The sequence below is a fragment of the Reyranella sp. genome, assembly GCF_004297265.1.
Taxonomy (GTDB): Bacteria; Pseudomonadota; Alphaproteobacteria; order Reyranellales; family Reyranellaceae; genus Reyranella.
Window position 1 is genome coordinate 149,004 of the sequence record NZ_SCUT01000025.1, and the last position, 17,211, is coordinate 166,214.

The 17,211-nt window shown below is 66.2% G+C and carries 18 protein-coding genes; 14 read left to right on the plus strand and 4 right to left on the minus strand.

Annotated elements, in window-relative coordinates; all coding sequences use genetic code 11:
* The first annotated feature begins 55 nt into the window (after nt 1-55).
* The 14 genes from EPO41_RS11375 (at nt 56) to EPO41_RS11440 (ending at nt 13,332) form a co-directional block, all read left to right on the plus strand.
* Nucleotides 56-1,195, plus strand: coding sequence for an isobutyryl-CoA dehydrogenase (locus EPO41_RS11375; protein WP_296324849.1), 1,140 nt, complete (start codon nt 56-58; stop codon nt 1,193-1,195).
* Nucleotides 1,196-1,199: 4 nt separating this feature from the next.
* On the plus strand, nt 1,200-2,267 hold the full coding sequence (locus tag EPO41_RS11380) for an enoyl-CoA hydratase/isomerase family protein (RefSeq protein WP_296324851.1): 1,068 nt from the start codon (nt 1,200-1,202) through the stop codon (nt 2,265-2,267).
* Nucleotides 2,230-3,177: a 3-hydroxyisobutyrate dehydrogenase gene (gene mmsB / locus EPO41_RS11385; RefSeq protein ID WP_363246965.1), complete on the plus strand. Its 948-nt coding sequence runs from the start codon at nt 2,230-2,232 to the stop codon at nt 3,175-3,177. The genes EPO41_RS11380 and mmsB overlap by 38 nt, the downstream gene beginning before the upstream one ends.
* Before the next feature lie 7 nt (nt 3,178-3,184).
* Nucleotides 3,185-3,871, plus strand: coding sequence for a glutathione S-transferase N-terminal domain-containing protein (locus tag EPO41_RS11390; protein WP_296324854.1), 687 nt, complete (start codon nt 3,185-3,187; stop codon nt 3,869-3,871).
* 2 nt (nt 3,872-3,873) lie between these two features.
* Entirely contained in the window at nt 3,874-4,380 is a 507-nt protein-coding gene (locus EPO41_RS11395) for a MaoC family dehydratase (protein ID WP_296324855.1), read from the plus strand.
* The gene (locus tag EPO41_RS11400) at nt 4,377-4,661 is read left to right on the plus strand and encodes a putative quinol monooxygenase (RefSeq protein WP_296324857.1); all 285 of its coding nucleotides are present in this window, start codon (nt 4,377-4,379) and stop codon (nt 4,659-4,661) included. Before EPO41_RS11395 ends, EPO41_RS11400 begins: the two co-directional genes overlap by 4 nt.
* Nucleotides 4,662-4,672: 11 nt before the next feature.
* Nucleotides 4,673-5,752, plus strand: a complete 1,080-nt coding sequence (corA, locus tag EPO41_RS11405; RefSeq protein ID WP_296324859.1) for a magnesium/cobalt transporter CorA — start codon at nt 4,673-4,675, stop codon at nt 5,750-5,752.
* 7 nt (nt 5,753-5,759) lie between these two features.
* Nucleotides 5,760-6,752 carry a glutathione S-transferase family protein gene (locus EPO41_RS11410; protein WP_296324861.1) on the plus strand — a complete coding sequence of 331 codons (993 nt, stop codon included), beginning with the start codon at nt 5,760-5,762 and terminating at the stop codon, nt 6,750-6,752.
* A 143-nt stretch (nt 6,753-6,895) separates the two neighbouring features.
* On the plus strand, nt 6,896-7,981 hold the full coding sequence (locus EPO41_RS11415; RefSeq protein ID WP_296324865.1) for an ABC transporter ATP-binding protein: 1,086 nt from the start codon (nt 6,896-6,898) through the stop codon (nt 7,979-7,981).
* The gene (locus EPO41_RS11420; protein ID WP_296324868.1) at nt 7,978-8,847 is read left to right on the plus strand and encodes an ABC transporter permease; all 870 of its coding nucleotides are present in this window, start codon (nt 7,978-7,980) and stop codon (nt 8,845-8,847) included. The genes EPO41_RS11415 and EPO41_RS11420 overlap by 4 nt, the downstream gene beginning before the upstream one ends.
* Nucleotides 8,844-9,674: an ABC transporter permease gene (locus EPO41_RS11425; protein ID WP_296324869.1), complete on the plus strand. Its 831-nt coding sequence runs from the start codon at nt 8,844-8,846 to the stop codon at nt 9,672-9,674. Before EPO41_RS11420 ends, EPO41_RS11425 begins: the two co-directional genes overlap by 4 nt.
* A gap of 13 nt (nt 9,675-9,687) precedes the next feature.
* Nucleotides 9,688-10,734, plus strand: a complete 1,047-nt coding sequence (locus EPO41_RS11430) for an extracellular solute-binding protein (protein WP_296324870.1) — start codon at nt 9,688-9,690, stop codon at nt 10,732-10,734.
* Between the two features lie 7 nt (nt 10,735-10,741).
* Nucleotides 10,742-11,101, plus strand: coding sequence for a hypothetical protein (locus EPO41_RS11435; protein WP_296324872.1), 360 nt, complete (start codon nt 10,742-10,744; stop codon nt 11,099-11,101).
* Nucleotides 11,098-13,332 carry a N,N-dimethylformamidase beta subunit family domain-containing protein gene (locus EPO41_RS11440; protein WP_296324874.1) on the plus strand — a complete coding sequence of 745 codons (2,235 nt, stop codon included), beginning with the start codon at nt 11,098-11,100 and terminating at the stop codon, nt 13,330-13,332. Before EPO41_RS11435 ends, EPO41_RS11440 begins: the two co-directional genes overlap by 4 nt.
* Nucleotides 13,333-13,359: 27 nt before the next feature.
* Here the strand turns inward: EPO41_RS11440 and EPO41_RS11445 are convergent, their stop codons facing one another.
* Genes EPO41_RS11445 through EPO41_RS11460 form a run of 4 tightly spaced genes read right to left on the minus strand, consistent with a single transcriptional unit; the run spans nt 13,360 to nt 17,211 of the window.
* Entirely contained in the window at nt 13,360-14,106 is a 747-nt protein-coding gene (locus EPO41_RS11445; RefSeq protein WP_296324876.1) for a sulfite exporter TauE/SafE family protein, read from the minus strand.
* Nucleotides 14,107-14,111: 5 nt separating this feature from the next.
* Nucleotides 14,112-15,347: an acyl-CoA dehydrogenase gene (locus EPO41_RS11450; RefSeq protein WP_296324882.1), complete on the minus strand. Its 1,236-nt coding sequence runs from the start codon at nt 15,345-15,347 to the stop codon at nt 14,112-14,114.
* Nucleotides 15,348-15,405: 58 nt separating this feature from the next.
* A complete protein-coding gene (locus tag EPO41_RS11455; RefSeq protein WP_296324885.1) occupies nt 15,406-16,206 on the minus strand; it encodes an ABC transporter ATP-binding protein in 801 nt (266 codons plus the stop codon).
* A gap of 18 nt (nt 16,207-16,224) precedes the next feature.
* On the minus strand, nt 16,225-17,211 hold the full coding sequence (locus EPO41_RS11460; RefSeq protein ID WP_296324888.1) for an ABC transporter substrate-binding protein: 987 nt from the start codon (nt 17,209-17,211) through the stop codon (nt 16,225-16,227).

The following is a 17,211-nucleotide window of genomic DNA, read 5'->3' on the forward strand; positions in this document are numbered from 1 at the left end:
AATGCGGCTCCTTTTCCTGCAGAATGCCGGCCCCAGAGTTGATACGGTCCCATTGATGGATTTCACGCTTTCAGAAGACCAGCAGGCCTTTCGCGATACGGCACGGCAGTTCGCGACCGACCGCATGCTGCCTCAGGCCGCGCGCTGGGACGCCGAGAAGATCTTTCCGGAGGAGGTGCTGCGCGAGGCGGCGGCCCTCGGCTTCGGCGGCATCTACGTGCGCGACGATGTCGGCGGCAGCGGCCTCAGCCGCTTCGACGCGGCGCTCATCATGGAGGAGCTGGCGGCGGCCTGCCCGAGCACGGCGGCCTACGTCTCCATTCACAATATGGCCGCCTGGATGATCGACGCTTTCGGCGATGACGACCAGCGCCGGCGCTTCCTGCCGAAGCTCTGCTCGATGGAGCATTTCGCGAGCTACTGCCTCACCGAACCCGGGGCCGGCTCCGACGCGGCGGCATTGGCGACGCGTGCCGAGCTCCAGGGCGATCACTACGTGCTGAACGGCAGCAAGGCCTTCATTTCGGGCGGCGGCCGCAGCGACATCTATGTCGTGATGCTGCGCACCGGCGGGCCGGGCGCCAGCGGCATTTCGACCCTGGTGGTCGAGGCGGGGACACCGGGCCTCTCGTTCGGAAAGCAGGAGAACAAGCTTGGCTGGAACAGCCAGCCGACGGCCTCGGTGATCTTCGAGAATTGCCGGGTGCCGGTGGCCAACCGGCTCGGGCCGGAAGGGCACGGCTTCAAGATCGCGATGATGGGGCTCGACGGCGGCCGCATCAACATCGGCGCCTGCTCGCTGGGCGGCGCGCGCGCCTGCCTGGAGACGGCGTCGCGCTACGTCGTGGAGCGGAAGCAGTTCGGCAAGCTCCTGGCCGACTTCCAGGCGACGCAGTTCAAGCTTGCCGACATGGCGACCGAGCTCGACGCAGCGCGGTTGCTGATCTGGCGCGCGGCCTCGCTGCTCGATGCAAAGTCGCCGGAAGCGACGCAGGCCGCCGCCATGGGCAAGCGCTTCGCGACCGACACGGGATTCCGTGTGGTCAACGAGGCGCTGCAATTGCATGGCGGATACGGCTACTTGAAGGATTTCCCGCTGGAGCGCTATCTCCGCGACCTCCGCGTGCACCAGATCCTCGAAGGCACCAACGAGATCATGCGCGTGATCATTTCCCGCCGCTTGTTGATGAGTTGAAAGTATGTCCGAAGCTGAAATCCTGTTCGACGTGAAGGACGGTCTGGGCGTCATGACGCTCAACCGCCCGAAGGTCCTCAACTCGCTGTCGCACGGCATCATCCTCGAGATGGAGCGCGTGATGCCTGAGTGGGAGAAGGATCCTTCCATCAAGGCGGTGGTCCTGCGCGGCGCCGGCGACCGGGCGTTCTCCGCCGGGGGTGACGTGGCCGGCCTCTATCGCGAGATGCGGGACAATCCGTCGGGCACCCTGCGGCGCGACTTCTTCCGCGACGAGTACATCGTCAACCGTCGTATCTACCGCTTCGCCAAGCCTTGGATCTCGCTGATCGACGGCATCAACATGGGCGGTGGCGTCGGCCTGTCGGCCCACGGTTCGCACTCGGTGGTGACGGAGAAGTATCTCTTCGCCATGCCGGAGACGACCATCGGTCTCTTCCCCGATGTCGGCGGCGGCTATTTCCTGACACGCCTGCCGGGCGCGCTGGGCACCTTCCTCGCGCTCACCAGCTACCGTCTCAAGGCGGCAGATGCAGTCTGGGCGGGCATTGCCAACGCCTTCGTGCCAAGCGCGAAGATCGACGACCTGCAGGCGGCGCTCGGCGAGGCCGACCTCTCCGGTCCGCGCGCCAACGAGAAGGTCGATGCCGTCATCGCCCGCTTCCAGGCGGACGCCGGTGACCAGACGTTGCCGGCCCTGATGCCGGAGATCGACCGTTGCTTTTCGGCCGAGACGCTGCCGGAAATCGTGGCGAAGCTGAAGAAGTCGAACAGCGAGTTCGCCCAGAAGCAGCTCGCCGCCCTCATGAAGCTCTCACCGCTTTCGATGGCGATCACCCTGGAACAGCTGAAGCGCTGCGCCAACCGGTCGTTCGAGGACACGATGACGATCGAGTATCGCATGTCGCAGCGCTGCATGCAGAAGGGTCATGATTTCTTCGAGGGCGTGCGTGCCCTGCTGATCGACAAGGACCAGAAGCCGCAATGGAATCCGCCGACCATCGACGGCGTGACCGCGGCGATGGTCGAGGAGCATTTCAGGCCGGTGTCGAACGACCTGTTCTTCGACTGAGGCGGCAGCAAACCAAACGGAGGAAGCCATGGCGAAAATCGCCTTCATCGGTCTCGGCAACATGGGCGGTCCGATGGCCGCCAATCTCGCGAAGGCGCAGCATCACGTGGTGGCCTTCGACCTGTCGGATGCCGCCGTGAAGACGGCGGTCGAGAAGGGGGCGCACAAGGCTTCCTCCGCCGCCGAGGCGGTGAAGGGCGCGGAGATCGTCGTCACCATGCTGCCGGCCGGCAAGCATGTGCGCGAGGTCTACGAGAAGGACGTGCTGCCGAACGTCGCAAAGGGCACGCTCCTGATCGACTGTTCCACCATCGACGTGGAGAGCGCCCGCCATGTTGCGGTGCTGGCCGAGAAGGCGGGCCTCGACATGGTCGACGCGCCGGTCTCGGGCGGCGTCGGCGGGGCCACCGCGGGCACGCTCACCTTCATGGTGGGCGGCAGCGAGGCGTCGTTCGCCAAGGCCAGGCCCATCCTGGAGAAGATGGGCAAGAACATCGTTCTGGCCGGTGCGAGCGGCGGCGGACAGGCGGCCAAGATCTGCAACAACATGATCCTGGGCATCTCGATGATCGCGGTCAGCGAGGCCTTTATGCTGGCCAAGCGGCTGGGCCTCGATGCGCAGAAGCTGTTCGACGTGGCCTCGACAGCATCGGGCCAGTGCTGGTCGCTCACCAACTACTGCCCCGTGCCGGGCCCGGTGCCGGCCTCACCGGCCAACCGCGACTACCAGCCGGGCTTCACGGCCGCGATGATGCTGAAGGACCTGATGCTGGCCCAGCAGGCGGCCAGTGCGGCCGGCGCCAGCACGCCGCTCGGCGCCGAAGCCGCCCAGCTCTTCAGCCTGTTCGTGAACTCCGGCAACGGCGCCAAGGATTTCTCCGGCATCATCAAGATGCTGGACGGCAAGTGAGGCCCGCATGATCACGCTCTACGACCTGGCGTTCGAGGACGATCGGCGTCCCAGCCCGTTCTGCTGGCGGACCAAATTCTCGCTGGCGCACAAGGGACTCGACTTTGCCAGCGTGCCGATGGGCTTCACGGAGAAGGAGAAGATCGCCTTCGCCGATTCCAAGACCGTGCCGGTGATCAAGGACGGTGAGAAGCCGGTCAAGGACAGCTGGGCCATCGCCGTCTATCTGGACGATATGTATCCCGAGAAGCTGCTGCTGAAGAGCGAGATGGGCCGCTCCTACGCGCGCTTCATCAACGGCTGGACGGACACGGTGGTCAATGCCGGGGTTTTCCCGCTGATCGTCGGCGACCTCTATGATCGCGTGCGGGCAGAGGACAAGCCCTATTTCGCCGAGTCGCGCGGGAAGCGGCTGGGCACGACGGATTTCTCCTCGTTCCAGATGAAGGCGCGCGAAAAAGGGCTGGCGGCCTTCCGCGCCGCGCTCGAGCCGGCGCGCCGGGCGCTGCGCGAGCAGAAATTCCTGTCGGGCGCCGAGGCGGCGTATCCGGACTACATCCTTGCCGGCACCTTCATGTGGCCACGCACGGTCAGCCCGCTCGAGCTGCTGGAGAAGGACGATCCGGTCCATGCGTGGCGTGAGCGCATGCTCGACCTGTTTGACGGGATGGCCCGCAAGGCCAAGGCGGCCTAGGCATGACGGAGAAGCCATTCGACCCGGCCGAGCATCGCTTCGGACCGGCCCACTGGTTCGAGGATCTCGAGGTCGGCCAGAAGTTCTACATCAACTCGCGCACCCAGACCGAAGCGCTGTTCTCCGCCTTCCAGCTCGCCAGCGGCGACAATCATCCAATCCACTACGATCGCGAGTACTGCAAGGCCCTGGGGCACAGGGATATGCTGGCCCATGGACTGCAGGTCGCGATCCAGGGCGCGGCCGGCGGCGGCATCTTCCCGCATTTCGTGGGCGAATCGCTGGTCGGATTCCTCGAACAGTCTTCGCGGTTCCTGAAGCCGGTCTATGTCGGCGACACGCTCTATCCGATGCTGCAGGTGACCGAGCTGAAGCCTGGACGCACGACCGGGGTCGCCGTGCTGAAGCTCACGATCCACAACCAGAAGGGTGAACTGGTGTGCGATGGCGAGCACAAGTATCTTGTGAAGAAGCGGCCGCAACAGAGACGGCAGGAGGAGAGAGTATGATCGGCGTCATCGCGAAACTGACCATCAAGCCCGGTACCAACGGCGACTTCGAGGCGACCATGAAGGCGCTTCAGGCCAAGGTCCATGCCGACGAGCCGGGCAACAAGCTCTATGCGCTGCACAAGACGGCCGACGTTAACGTCTATGTCATGCTGGAGCGCTACGAGGACCAGGCGGCGCTGGAGGCCCATCGGGCCGCGCCGCACTTCAAGGAACTCGGCCGCAAGCTCGGCGACTATCTCGCCGGCCGTCCCGACGTCCAGGTGATGGAAGAAGTCTGAACGACTCGAGGATGAGTGAGCGCATGGAGGGCTTCTTCCGCCGCCACACCAAGCCCGGTACGGCTCCCGGCACGCTGACCGGGCGCGCGCCGGTTCCGGACGAAGCGCTCGATTTCACCCTGGTCGAATACACACAGGAGGAAGTCGAAGTCCTGCATGAGGTGGAAGTGGACCAGTGCCGCTTCCATCTCGGCACGCCCGGTCATACCTGGATCGATGTGAGCGGCCGCCCGAGCTCCGAGATGCTGCGCAATCTCGGCATGGCGTTCAACCTGCATCCGCTGGCGCTCGAGGACGTGTTCCACTCCAACCAGCGCAGCAAGCTCGATCTCTACGAGGGCCAGGGCTTCCTCGTCCTGAACGACCCGGCTTATGAAGACTGCGTCCTGAAGGGTCAGCAGGTCAGCATCTTCTTCGGCGACAACTACGTCATCTCCTTCCACGACCTGAAGGCCGACATCTTCAAGCCGGTGCGCGACCGTCTGCAGACCGCGGGCTCTCGGCTGCGCATGTTCGGCATCGACTATCTCGTCTATGCGCTCATCGATCTCGTGGTCGACCGCAAGTTCCCGCTGATCGAGGCCCTGTCGACCCATCTCGAGGAGCTGGAGGAGGAGGCGCTCGACCACCCGACCAAGGACACGCTGGCGCATATCCATCAGGCCCGGCGGGCGCTCGTCGCCTTCCATCGGATCCAGTGGGCCGAGCGCGAGACGGTGCTGGCGGTGATGCGGCCGGACGTGCCCTTCATCATGCCGGAGACCCGCACCTATTTGCGCGACTGCTTCGACCATGCGGTCGCCGTGCTCGACCTGGTCGAGAGCTACCGCGAAATGGCCAACGGCCTGATGGAAGTCTATCTCATGGACTCGTCCAACCGGATGTCCGAGGTGATGAAGACCATGGCGGTGATCACTGTGTTCTTCATGCCGCTGAGTTTCCTCGCGGGCATCTACGGCATGAACTTCGACCGCGACAGCGGCAACATGCCCGAGCTGGGTTGGAAGCACGGCTATGATTTCTTCTGGGTGATGGTCGTCGTCATCGTGACCTCCATCTTCCTGTGGCTGAAGCGCAAGCGCTGGATCTGAGGGAGCCGTGACCTACAGGATTTACGGCTCCGAACTGTCGCCCTATTCGGTGAAGGTGCGGTCCTTCTTCCGCTACAAGAACCTGGATCACGAGTGGATCCCGAGGTCGCCGGCGGTTCAGTCGGAGTTCCAGAAGTACGCCAAGCTGCCGCTCGTGCCGCTGGTCGTGACGCCGGAGGGCGAGGGCATCCAGGATTCGACTCCAATCCTCGAACGCTTCGAGGCGTCCCATCCCGAACCGTCCGTAACGCCCGCGGATCCCGTGCTGGCCTTCCTCTCCGCGCTTCTCGAAGAGTATGGCGACGAGTGGGGCAACAAGTGGATGTTCCACTATCGTTGGCGCTACCAGCCCGACGTCTGGTCCACGGCCGAGCGCATCGCGCAGCAGATGATGGGCGCGCAGGGAACGCTTGCCGTGGCGCAGGCCCGCGCGGCCGTGGCCGAGCGCATGATGGGCCGGCTGGGATTCGTCGGCTCCAACGACAAGACGGAGCCGCTGATCGAGGCCTCGTTCGCCAGGGCGCTGGCCCTGATCGAGGCACACCTCGCGTCGCGGCCTTACCTGCTGGGCGGGCGGCCCGCGATGGCCGATTTCGGCCTGTGGGCGCAGCTCTATGAAGCGGCGACCGATCCCACGCCGGGCGCGATCATGCGGGCTTCGGCGCCGAACGTGATGGCCTGGATCCAGCGCATGCTCTTGCCGCGGCTCGAAGGCAATTTCGAAACACTGGCGGGGCTCGCGCCGACGCTGATGCCGCTTCTGCGCGAGGAGGTCGGCGCGCTGTTCCTGCCCTGGTCGGCGGCCAACGCGGCCGCGATCGCACACGGCGACAAGAGCTTCACCCTGAGCCTCGGCGGCGCGGCGTGGACGCAGGAGCCGCAGAAGTATCACGCGCGGTCCCTGGCCGAGATCCGGCGCAAATATGAGGTGGCTAAGCAGGCGGCCGGCCTCGAACAGCTGCTGGCCGAGAGTGGCTGCCTGAAGGTTCTGGTGGGTTAGCCGGCGACGCCCGCCGATATCAGGCCGCCGGCCTGTCGGGATCTCGAGCGCTCGACGAACCCGGCCAGCCTGCCCTGCAAATATGAGGTTGTGCGCGACGTTGGCCGCTCATTAGGATGCGTGCGGCAGCAGGCGGGGCAGAGTTGCGTACAGGCACCGGAAATGGCGAGCATGTCGGCGTTCACGAGCTGGTAAAGCGCTACGGCGATGTCGCCGCCGTGGACGGGGTGACGTTCGGTGTCCGCACCGGAGAATTCCTTGCCCTGCTGGGACCGTCCGGCTCGGGCAAGACGACGGTCCTGATGAATATCGCGGGCTTCGACTTTCCCGACTTCGGCCGCATCGAGATCGGCGGGCAGGACGTGACCTGGACGCCGTCCCACAAGCGCAACCTCGGGATGGTGTTCCAGCGCTACACCCTGTTTCCGCACATGACCGTACTCGACAACATCGCGTTTCCGCTCCGCATGCGGAAGATCGGCCGGGCCGAGCGCGAGGAACGGGCGCGCGTGGCGCTCCGGACGGTGCGCCTCGAAGGCTACGGTGAGCGCAAGCCTGCGCAGTTGTCGGGCGGCCAGCAGCAGCGCGTCGCGATGGCGAGGGCCGTCGTGTACAATCCCGAAGTGCTGCTGATGGACGAACCGCTCTCCGCGCTCGACAAGAATCTGCGGGAGGAAATGCAGATCGAGATCAAGCATCTGCAGCGCGAGCTGGGCGTGACGGTGATCTTCGTCACGCACGACCAGACCGAGGCCCTCACCATGGCAGACCGCATCGCCGTGCTCGATCTCGGCAAGCTGCAGCAGCTCGACACGCCCAAGGCACTCTACGAGCAGCCCACCTCCGCCTTCGTCGCAGGATTCATCGGCGAGACCAATTTCTGGCCGGCCGTCGCTTCGGGCGACGCCGTGGCCGGAAGCGAGCTCGGCGTCACCCTCGAGGGAGGGGAGCGCGCCACCGTCACGGCCGCAGACGCCATTCGGGGCGGGCAGAAGGTCAAGGTGGCGATCCGCCCCGAGAATATCCGTCTGAGTAAGGACGGTGCCGGTGTGCAGGCCTCGGTCGAAGAGGCCATCTATGCCGGCAGCATCACGACGCTTCTGCTGCGTAGCAAGGGGCCGACGCTGCGCGTCCGGGTCGGCCCCGACGGTGCGCTCGGCGAGCCGGCGCCGGGCACGCCCTTCACCTTGGGCTGGCAGACGCGACACGCCCGCGCATACGCCGCATGAAGGCCCGGCCGTCCCGTTTCATGCTGGGGGGCCGGACCTACAGTCCTGCGGCGAGCCTGTTGCTCGCGACGCCGTTCCTGCTGGTCCTCATGCTCGCGTTCCTGCTGCCGCTGGGCATGCTTCTGCGCGAGAGCCTGTTCGTGCCGTCCTTCACGGTCGAGCACTATCGCCGGGTGTTCGACGAGCCGGTCTATCTCCGGGTGATGTACCGCACGATACGGATATCGGCGCTGGTGACATTGATCAGCCTGCTGCTGGGATATCCCCTGGCGGCCATGATGGCGCGCACGCGCGGGCTGATGCTCAACCTGCTGCTGGTCGCCGTCCTGCTGCCGCTTTGGACGTCGGTGCTGGTGCGCACCTATGCCTGGCTCGTGCTGCTGCAGCGCAACGGCGTGGTCAACGACCTGCTGACCGGCCTGGGCATCGTGGACGCGCCCATGCAGCTCCTGCGCACCGAGGGGGCCGTCGTGCTGGCGATGAGCCATGTGCTTCTGCCGTTCGTGGTGCTGCCGCTCTATGCCACCCTGCGCGCCATACCGGACGACTATGCGCGTGCCGCCAGGATGCTGGGCGCCAACGGCTTCGCCGTGTTCCGCCACGTCACCCTGCCGCTGTCGATGCCCGGCATCACGTCCGGGTGCGTGATGGTGTTCCTGCTGGCGCTGGGCTTCTTCGTCACGCCCGCGCTGATCGGCGGGCCGCAGCAGATGATGCTGGCCACGCTCGTCCAGCAGCAGGTCACGGAACTGCTCAACTGGCCCTTCGCCGGCGCCATCATCGGTGTTCTCCTGCTCGCCGTGCTCGGCCTGATGATCGTCTTCCATCGCGTCATCCGGCTGGACCGGTTCGTGGGGCAGGCATGAGGAGGCGGTCGGAACTGACGGCGGGACGGCTGGCGGCAAACGCCTTCGCCTACGGTGTGGCCATCTTCCTGCTTGTGCCGACGGCGCTGATCGTACCGATGTCGTTCGGCCCCGATCGCTATCTCAAGTTCCCACCCTCGGGCTTCACGCTCGAATGGTACTCGGCCTATTTCTCGGACCGGGACTGGCTGGACGCCACCTTCTTCAGCCTGCGCATCGCGGTGCTGACATCGATCGTCGCAACCGTCGTCGGCGCGCTCGTCTCGCTGGCCCTGGTGCGCGGCCGGCTTCCCGGCAAGCCTGTGTTCGAGCTGCTGGTGGTGGGGCCGGTGATCGTGCCCAACATAGCGATCGCCATCGCCACCTACCTGGTGTTCGACGGGCTGAAACTCACCGGTACGACGCTTGGCTTCGTTGCCGCCCATACCGCGCTCGCGATGCCGTTCGTCGTGTTCACGATCCTGGCGTCGCTGCATCGCTACGACGCCGATCTCGAACGCGCGGCGCTGTCGTGCGGCGCCAGCCCGCTGCAGGCCTTCACCTGGGTCACGCTGCCCCAGATACTGCCCGGCATCGTCTCGGCAGCGCTCTTCGCCTTCATCATCTCGTTCGACGAGCCGGTGATCTCGTTCTTCATTTCCGACCTCGATCATCGCTCGCTGCCGCGCAAGATGTTCGAGGACATCGACTACAATGTTTCGCCGACCCTGGCCGCCGTTGCCACGGTCCTGACCGGGCTTACCGTACTGGCGCTGGTCGCCGGTCATTTCGCCGGCCGCGGCCGGCAGGCCTCGCCTGGCGCGCGCAGGCCGACTTCCGGGAATTGAACAGGAGAGCAGCATGAAATTGACACGCCGCACGATCCTCGGGGCTACCGCGTCCTTTCCCTTCATCTCGACGGCACGGGCCGCCGGCGGCGAGGTGATCATCGCCACCACCGGCGGCCTGATGACGAACAGCCTGCAGGCCCACTTCTACAAGCGCTTCGAAGCCCAGACAGGCATCAAGGTTCGCGCCATCGCCATCGAGCTTCCCGACCAGTGGGCGCGCGCGATCGCAGGGGCGCGCAGCGGCAACGTGCCGTTCGACGTGGTGACCGCCACGCCGCCCGACCTGATCCAGCATGCGAACCTCCTGCAGCCGCTCGACTGCGCCGCAATGCCCGGCATCGTTGCCAATGCGCTGCCCGGCAGCTGCATGCCGAGCGGAATCATCCGGACGGTGGGCGGCATGGCGCTGACCTGGAGCAAGAAGGCCTTCCCGGCGGGCGGGCCGCAATCCTGGGCCGATTTCTTCGACGTGGCCAAGTTTCCCGGTCCGCGCTCGCTGCCCGACACCGGGGACCGCGACTGGTGGGTGCCGCTGGCCGCCCTGATGGCCGACGGCGTGCCGCGCGACAAGCTGTTCCCGATGGACGTGGACCGAGCCTACCGCAAGCTCGACACGATCAAGAAGGACGTCGCGGCCTGGTGGAAGAGCGGTGACAATTCCATGCAGATCCTGCGCGGCGGCGACGCCGTCATGAGCATGCTCTATTCAAGCCGTGCCGTCCCGCTCGCCAAGAGCGGCGAGTTCGATTTCACCTGGAACGGCGCCATCCGCGACACCGGCAACTGGGCGGTGCTGAAGGGCGGACCGAATACGGCGAACGCCATCAAGTTCCTCGATTTCTTCGTACAGGACCCGTCGGAACACCTGCCGTTCAGCAACGAGGTGAGCTTCGACTCGAACAACAAGGAAGCGGCCGCCAAGGTGCCGGCCGAGGAGCGGCGCTTCCGGCCCAGTTATCCCGCGAACTACGACAAGCTGGTCATCGCCGACTATGCGTGGATCGCCGCCGATCGCGCCAAGCTGCGCGAGCGTTGGATCAGCTGGCTCACCAAGTAGGTCGCCCGTGCTCGTCACCTATCCCGAGGCCGCGCACTGGCCGATCGATCCCGACCGGCTCGACCTGGTGGAGGAATTCCGGCGGCAACCGCGCGGACCGCATGGCGATGAGCTCCAGAAGCTGCTGCATCGCCTGCGCTGGGCGGGCGATCCCGACCAGCCCGGCCGTTATGTGCTGATCGTCACGCAGCCGGGCAAGGAATGGATGCTCGGGCGCCTCCCGCGCCAGCGGGGCAGGCCAATCGAGCTCATGCGCAATCACGTCTTCACCTCCATCGCCGAGGCGGAATGGGAGGTCTTCAAGTTGCGCTGGGAGGCCATCACTGGCCGGACCCTGCCGCCGCACCTGAGTGAAAAACTGGCATGACCGATACGACCTCCGTTCTTGGATATGCGTGGCCGATGGTGGTCTCGCCCGGCGAAGAAGTAGCGTTCCATCTCTCCAGCCCCTCCGTATCGAAGGCCGATGCCGCCCTGGTGCGCGTGCGCTGCGGCGATCCGGATCCTGCGGGCCCCGGAATCCGGGTTCACGAGATGGACGCACCGTTCGAGCGCACCGTGCCTCTCGTCCACCAGGTCATCCGGCCGGGCTCGTGCGCTATCGTCGCCGACGGGCCTGCGCTCACATCCTTCCAGTCGTTCACCGTCGGCGCCTTCCTGTGGCCGACGATGCCCGGAGACCGCGCGCAGACGATACTGTCGCGCTGGAGGGCGGATACGCAGGAGGGCTGGCGACTCGGCCTCGACGCCGAGGGCCACCTGGAGTTCGTCGTGGCGGCCGGTGGCCGGACGTGGCGGACTGCGACCAGCGCGGCACTGTTGTCGCGCGAGTGGGTGCTGGCGGGGGCGCGCTGGGATGCCGACGCCGGCCGCCTTGCGGTGATGGTCCGCAGCGCCGACGCGCAGGCCGGCCGGGACCGTTCAGAGAGCGTCGAGGCGGACGGGCCGACGGGTCTGGAATGGCCTGCCGCCGTGCCCCTGGTGATCGCGGCCCACGCCAGCGATGGCGGCGGCGATCTGTTCGACGGCTTCTACGACGGCAAGATTGACCGGCCTCGGCTCCATGCCAGCGTGCAGCCGATCGACGGGCTGCACCGGCTTTGCGAAAGCGTGACCTTTCCGATGGCCGACGCACGACTGGTCGCTGCGTGGGATTTCTCGCGAGAGATGGCCAGCGAGAGGGTCATCGACCTTTCGGCCCATCACCTCCACGGCAGGCTGCGTCAGATGCCGACGCGGGGCATGACCGGAGCCAACTGGGACGGTAGCACGGACCGCTGGACCGATTGCCCCGAACAGTATGGCGCCATCCATTTCCACAGCGACGACATGGCCGACGCGGAGTGGGAGCCCACTGTGCGCTTCACCGTCCCGCAGGAGTGGCGCAGCGGTTTCTATGCGCTGCGGCTGCGTACAGACGGGGGTGACGAGCCAGTCGAGAGTTTCGTCGCGTTCTTCGTGCGCGCCGAACTGGGCAAGCCTCGTTCGAATCTCGCCTTCGTGGCCAGCACCGGCACCTTTCTCGCCTATGCCAACAGCGCGCTGCGGCTCGACCAGGTCCATGCCGAGGCGATGCTGGAGGGTGTGCTGACGCTGTCGCGGGACGATGTCTACATCCAGGAACATCGCGAGGTCGGCCTCTCGACCTACGATACGCATGCCGACGGCAGCGGCTGGAGCATCAGCAGCGCGCGACGACCCATTCTCAACATGCGGCCGCGCGGCAACGTGTTCAACTACGGCAACGACACGCACTTCATCGACTGGCTCGAGGAGATGGGGCAGGACTACGACGTCATCACGGACGACGACATCCATCGCCACGGTGTCCAGGTATTGGCGCCGTACACCTGCGTCGTCACGGGGTCGCACCCGGAATATATCAGCCGCGAGGTCTGGGACGCCTTCGACGCCTACCAGCGCAGCGGTGGGCGTCACATGTATCTCGGCGGCAACGGCTTCTACTGGCGCATCGCCTATCATCCGACGGTGCCGCACACGATCGAGATGCGCCGCGGCATGACCGGGCTGCGCACCTGGGAAGGAGAGGCGGGCGAGACCGCGCTGGCCTTCACCGGCGAGCCGTCCTCGACCTGGCGCAGCAACGGGCGTCCGCCGCAGCGATTGGTCGGTGTCGGTTTCGATGGTCAGGTCTTCACCCATTCCTCGCCCTACCGCTGGCTCGATGGCGCGAAGGATCCCTCACTGTCGTGGCTGACCAAAGGGATCGATCTTGCCACGCCGCTGGGCGATTTCGGCCTGCGCGGCAACGGCGCCGCCGGAGTCGAGATCGATCGCGTCGACTTCTCGCTGGGGTCACCCCCCGGCACCGTATGGCTCGCGACGGCGGACCGTCTCGGCTATGGCGGTACCCCCGCACCGGAGGAGATCCGCACGCTTCATCGCGGCGTGATGGGTGACCAGAATGCGCAGGTTCGGGCCGATCTGGTCTATTTCCCGACGGCCAATGGCGGCGCGGTCTTCTCGACCGGGTCGATCGCCTGGGTCTGTGCCCTGTCTCACGCGGGCTACAGGAACAATGTGAGCCAGCTCACCGCAAACGTCCTGAAGCGGTTCCTCGACCCGACCCCGCTGTGACCTGGGCGGCCTCGCACGAGGTCGAGGTTAGAACAGGCTTGTCGCCACGAGCGTCAGGCCGGACAGCATGAGCAACGCCAGCAGTACCCGGCGGAACTGGGTGTCGTTGATGCGGCTGTAGAGAGCCAGGCCGATGCGCGCACCGATCAGCGTCGTCGGTATGGTGATGGCCGCCCAGATCAGGAACGTCCGGTCGAGGAAGCCCGCGATGCCGGCCGAGATGAGGGCCAGGAACAGCACGCTCATGTTGAAGGGTTGATTGACGCCGCGCTGCTCGTCCTTGCCGAAGCCGCGCAGCTGCGCCCAGATCGCCGGCGCTGGGCCGCTGAGGCTCGCCATGCCGCCCAGCACGCCTCCGATCAGGCCCACCGCGGCGTCGGCCGGACGACCGCCGCCCGTGACGATCGGCGGGCGGCGCACGATGGCCATCCAGGCGCTGTAGACGACCAGGAGGAGACCGACACCAGCCTTGAGGGGCCGCGGTTCCAGATGATTGAGCAGGAGCGTGCCCAGCGGCACGCCGACGATGCCGGCTGACAGCATCGGCCACAGGCGCGACCAACGCACGCCGCTCCAGATTCGGGGCAGGGACTGGATGTGGCCGGCGACGCCGCACAGGGCGGTGAGGGGGGCGGCCGTGAGCGGCGACATGGCCTGCAGCCAGAAGCCCAGCGCCACCAGCGCGTAGCCGGTGCCGCTCAATCCGTTGACGAAGCCAGCCGCCAGCGCCCCGGCGACGACGATCGCGATGTCGCCGGGGGGTGGCAGCGGCACGCCGATCAGGCTCCCGAGCTGAACGCCTGGATGCCGGTCATCGCACGTCCGAGGATCAGCGCATGGACGTCATGCGTGCCCTCGTAGGTGTTCACCGCCTCGAGGTTCATCGCGTGACGGATCACATGATACTCGTCCGAGACGCCGTTGCCGCCGTGCATGTCGCGGGCAACGCGGGCGATGTCGAGCGCCTTGCCGCAGTTGTTGCGCTTGATCAGCGAGATCATCTCGGGCTGGGCATGGCCCTTGTCCTTGAGGCGGCCGACCCGCACGCAGGCCTGGAGGCCCAGCGCAATCTCAGTCTGCATATCGGCGAGCTTCTTCTGGATGAGCTGGTTGGCGGCGAGAGGCCGGCCGAACTGCTTGCGCTCCATCGTATAGTTGCGCGCCTGCTTCCAGCAGAACTCCGCCGCACCCATGGCGCCCCAGGCGATGCCATAGCGGGCATTGTTGAGGCAGCCGAACGGGCCGCCGAGGCCGGCGACGTTGGGCATCAGGTTCTCGACCGGTACGAACACCTCGTCGAGCATGATTGCGCCCGTTACTGAGGCGCGCAGGCTGAACTTGCCCTCGATCTTCGGCGTCTCGATGCCCTTCCAGCCGCGCTCCAGGATGAAGCCGCGGATCGCGCCGCCGTCGAGCTTGGCCCAGATCACCAGCACGTCGGCGATCGGCGAATTGGTGATCCACATCTTGGAACCGGAGAGGCTGAAGCCGCCCGGCACGGTCGTGGCGCGGGTCTTCATGCTGCCGGGATCCGAGCCGTGGTCGGGCTCGGTGAGGCCGAAGCAGCCGACCCACTCGCCGGTCGCGAGCTTGGGCAGGTACTTCATGCGCTGCTCTTCGCTGCCGTAGGCGTAGATCGGATGCATGACCAGCGACGACTGGACGCTCATGGCCGAGCGGTAACCGGAGTCGACGCGCTCGACTTCACGGGCGACCAGGCCGTAGCTCGTGTAGTTGGCGCCGGCGCAGCCGTACTTCTCGGGGATGGTCGAGCCCAGCAGGCCGAGCGCGCCGAACTCGTTCATGATCTCGCGGTCGAACTTCTCGTGCCGGTTGGCCATCAGGACGCGCGACATCAGCTTGTCCTGGCAATAATCGCGCGCGACGTCGCGGATGGCGATCTCGTCCTCGGTCAGCTGGTCGTCGAGGAAGAACGGGTCTTCCCAGTCGAAGGGCCTGGCGTCGGCGCTGATGCCCTTGGCGGCGCTCTTGAGGGGGGTGGCGGCGTTGGCCATGTCTGCTCCTGGCTATTTCGCCCGCGTCTTATCAGGCAGGGCGGGCGACGCCAACGCCCTAAAGGGCCGTGCCCACGATGGTCTTGCCCGTCAGGGCTCGGAAAATCTCGAGGTTCAGCTTGCCAAAGGCCTCGGAGGCCCGCAGTTCCACGGTGCGAGGGCGCGGCAGGTCGATGCGGAAGTCCGCCGCGATGCGGCCCGGGCGGGCCGACATGACGATCACGCGATCGGAGAGGAAGACCGCCTCCGGGATGGAATGCGTCACGAACAGGACCGTCTTGCGGGCCTCGCGGGCGAGGTCCTTCTCGCCCCAGATCCGCAGCAGTTCGAGCGCCATGTCGTCCCGCGTCATGGCGTCGAGCGCGCCGAACGGCTCGTCCATCAGCAGGAGGGGCGGGTCGAGCAGCAGGGCGCGGCAGAGCGCGGCGCGCTGCTGCATGCCGCCGGACAGTTCGCGCGGAAGTTTGGCGCCGAAGCCGCCGAGGCCGGCCATGTCGAGGAGCTGCTCGGCGCGCGGCCGCAGTTTGCCAGGATCTTTGCCGGCCAGTTCGGCCGGCAGCAGCACGTTCTCCAGGATCGAGCGCCACTTCAGCAGGATCGGTGCCTGGAACACCATGCCGATATCCGGGATCGGCTGGGTCACCGTGCGGCCGGCGACCGTGATGGTGCCGGTCGTGGCCGGACGCAGCCCGGCCACGATGCGCAGCAGGGTCGACTTCCCGCAGCCGCTCGGTCCCACCAGCGAGACGAACTCGCCGGCGCCGATGGACGCGGAAATACCGGCGAGCGCCTCGACCGGGCCGCTCGCCGCCTGATACGTCATGCCGACCCGGTCGAGGTCGATCAGTCCCTTTGTCACGCGACGCGACTGCCCGGATCAGTTCGGCATCGCGACCTTGGTGAAGAACTCGGTCGAGTAGACGTCCTTGCACTCGACCTTCTTCGGCAGGCCCATGTAGGTGTTCACCAGATCGACCGAGTCGCACATCTTCTTCTCGTCGATCCAGCCGATGCCGTTCTTGGCGTAGCGGTCGGTCTTCATCAGGCCGAGGCCGATCATCATGTTGGGCGTCATCACCTCGACGTCGACCTCGGGCACGCGCTTCTTCAGGATTTCCATGGCGGCCTTCGGGTCGGCCATGACGTCGCGCCAGCCCATGTAGGAGGCTTCGAGGAAGTCCTTCAGGGCTTTGGGCCTGTCCTTCATCGTCTTGGCGCTGGCGATGATCGACATGGAGTACATGTCGAAGCCGAAATCGGCCCACGGCATCATGACGACATTGCCCTTGCCGGCGGCCTTCTCGTAGAGCGGCAGGCCGGTGCTGTAGTCGCCGACGCCGTCGACGCGCTTCTCGGCCACGGCGGCGATCTTGGCGGCGGGCTCGATGTTCACCCAGGAGACCTTGGCCGGGTCGATGCCGTTCACCTTGGCGAAGGCGGGGAACATCTGGCGCTGCGAATCGCCCGGAGGGGCCGCGAGGGTCTTGCCTTCCAGGTCCTTGGGCTTGGCGAGCGGCTTCTCCTTGAGGCTGAAGATGTTGAGCGGCGTCTTGTCGAACACCATGCCGACCGTCTTCACCGTCGTGCCACGGCCGACCGAGGCGATGACGACGGCGGCGTCGGCGAGTCCGGCATCGGCGCGGCCGGTGTCGACCTTGGCGATCGAGTCGCCCGATCCCTTGGAGTTCTCCAGGGTCACGTCGAGGCCCTTGGCCTTGTAATAGCCCTTGTCGAGGGCCACCCAGTAGGCGGCGTGGTCGCCGACCGCGAACCAGTTGAGTGCGAAAGTGAACTTCTCCTGCGCCGAGGCGGCGCCGGACGTGGCCAGCAACGCGGCCAGCGCAAGCGACAGTGTGCGAGTCAT

What these genes read in the sequence shown, in the direction of transcription:
- EPO41_RS11420 (WP_296324868.1), top strand. Translation starts at nt 7,978, where the DNA reads ATGAAGGCCCGGCCGTCCCGTTTCATGCTGGGGGGCCGGACCTACAGT.
- EPO41_RS11380 (WP_296324851.1), top strand. Translation starts at nt 1,200, where the DNA reads ATGTCCGAAGCTGAAATCCTGTTCGACGTGAAGGACGGTCTGGGCGTC.
- EPO41_RS11425 (WP_296324869.1), top strand. Translation starts at nt 8,844, where the DNA reads ATGAGGAGGCGGTCGGAACTGACGGCGGGACGGCTGGCGGCAAACGCC.
- EPO41_RS11440 (WP_296324874.1), top strand. Translation starts at nt 11,098, where the DNA reads ATGACCGATACGACCTCCGTTCTTGGATATGCGTGGCCGATGGTGGTC.
- EPO41_RS11430 (WP_296324870.1), top strand. Translation starts at nt 9,688, where the DNA reads ATGAAATTGACACGCCGCACGATCCTCGGGGCTACCGCGTCCTTTCCC.
- corA (WP_296324859.1), top strand. Translation starts at nt 4,673, where the DNA reads ATGAGTGAGCGCATGGAGGGCTTCTTCCGCCGCCACACCAAGCCCGGT.
- EPO41_RS11375 (WP_296324849.1), top strand. Translation starts at nt 56, where the DNA reads ATGGATTTCACGCTTTCAGAAGACCAGCAGGCCTTTCGCGATACGGCA.
- EPO41_RS11450 (WP_296324882.1), bottom strand. Translation starts at nt 15,347, where the DNA reads ATGGCCAACGCCGCCACCCCCCTCAAGAGCGCCGCCAAGGGCATCAGC.
- EPO41_RS11390 (WP_296324854.1), top strand. Translation starts at nt 3,185, where the DNA reads ATGATCACGCTCTACGACCTGGCGTTCGAGGACGATCGGCGTCCCAGC.
- EPO41_RS11395 (WP_296324855.1), top strand. Translation starts at nt 3,874, where the DNA reads ATGACGGAGAAGCCATTCGACCCGGCCGAGCATCGCTTCGGACCGGCC.
- EPO41_RS11400 (WP_296324857.1), top strand. Translation starts at nt 4,377, where the DNA reads ATGATCGGCGTCATCGCGAAACTGACCATCAAGCCCGGTACCAACGGC.
- EPO41_RS11460 (WP_296324888.1), bottom strand. Translation starts at nt 17,211, where the DNA reads ATGACTCGCACACTGTCGCTTGCGCTGGCCGCGTTGCTGGCCACGTCC.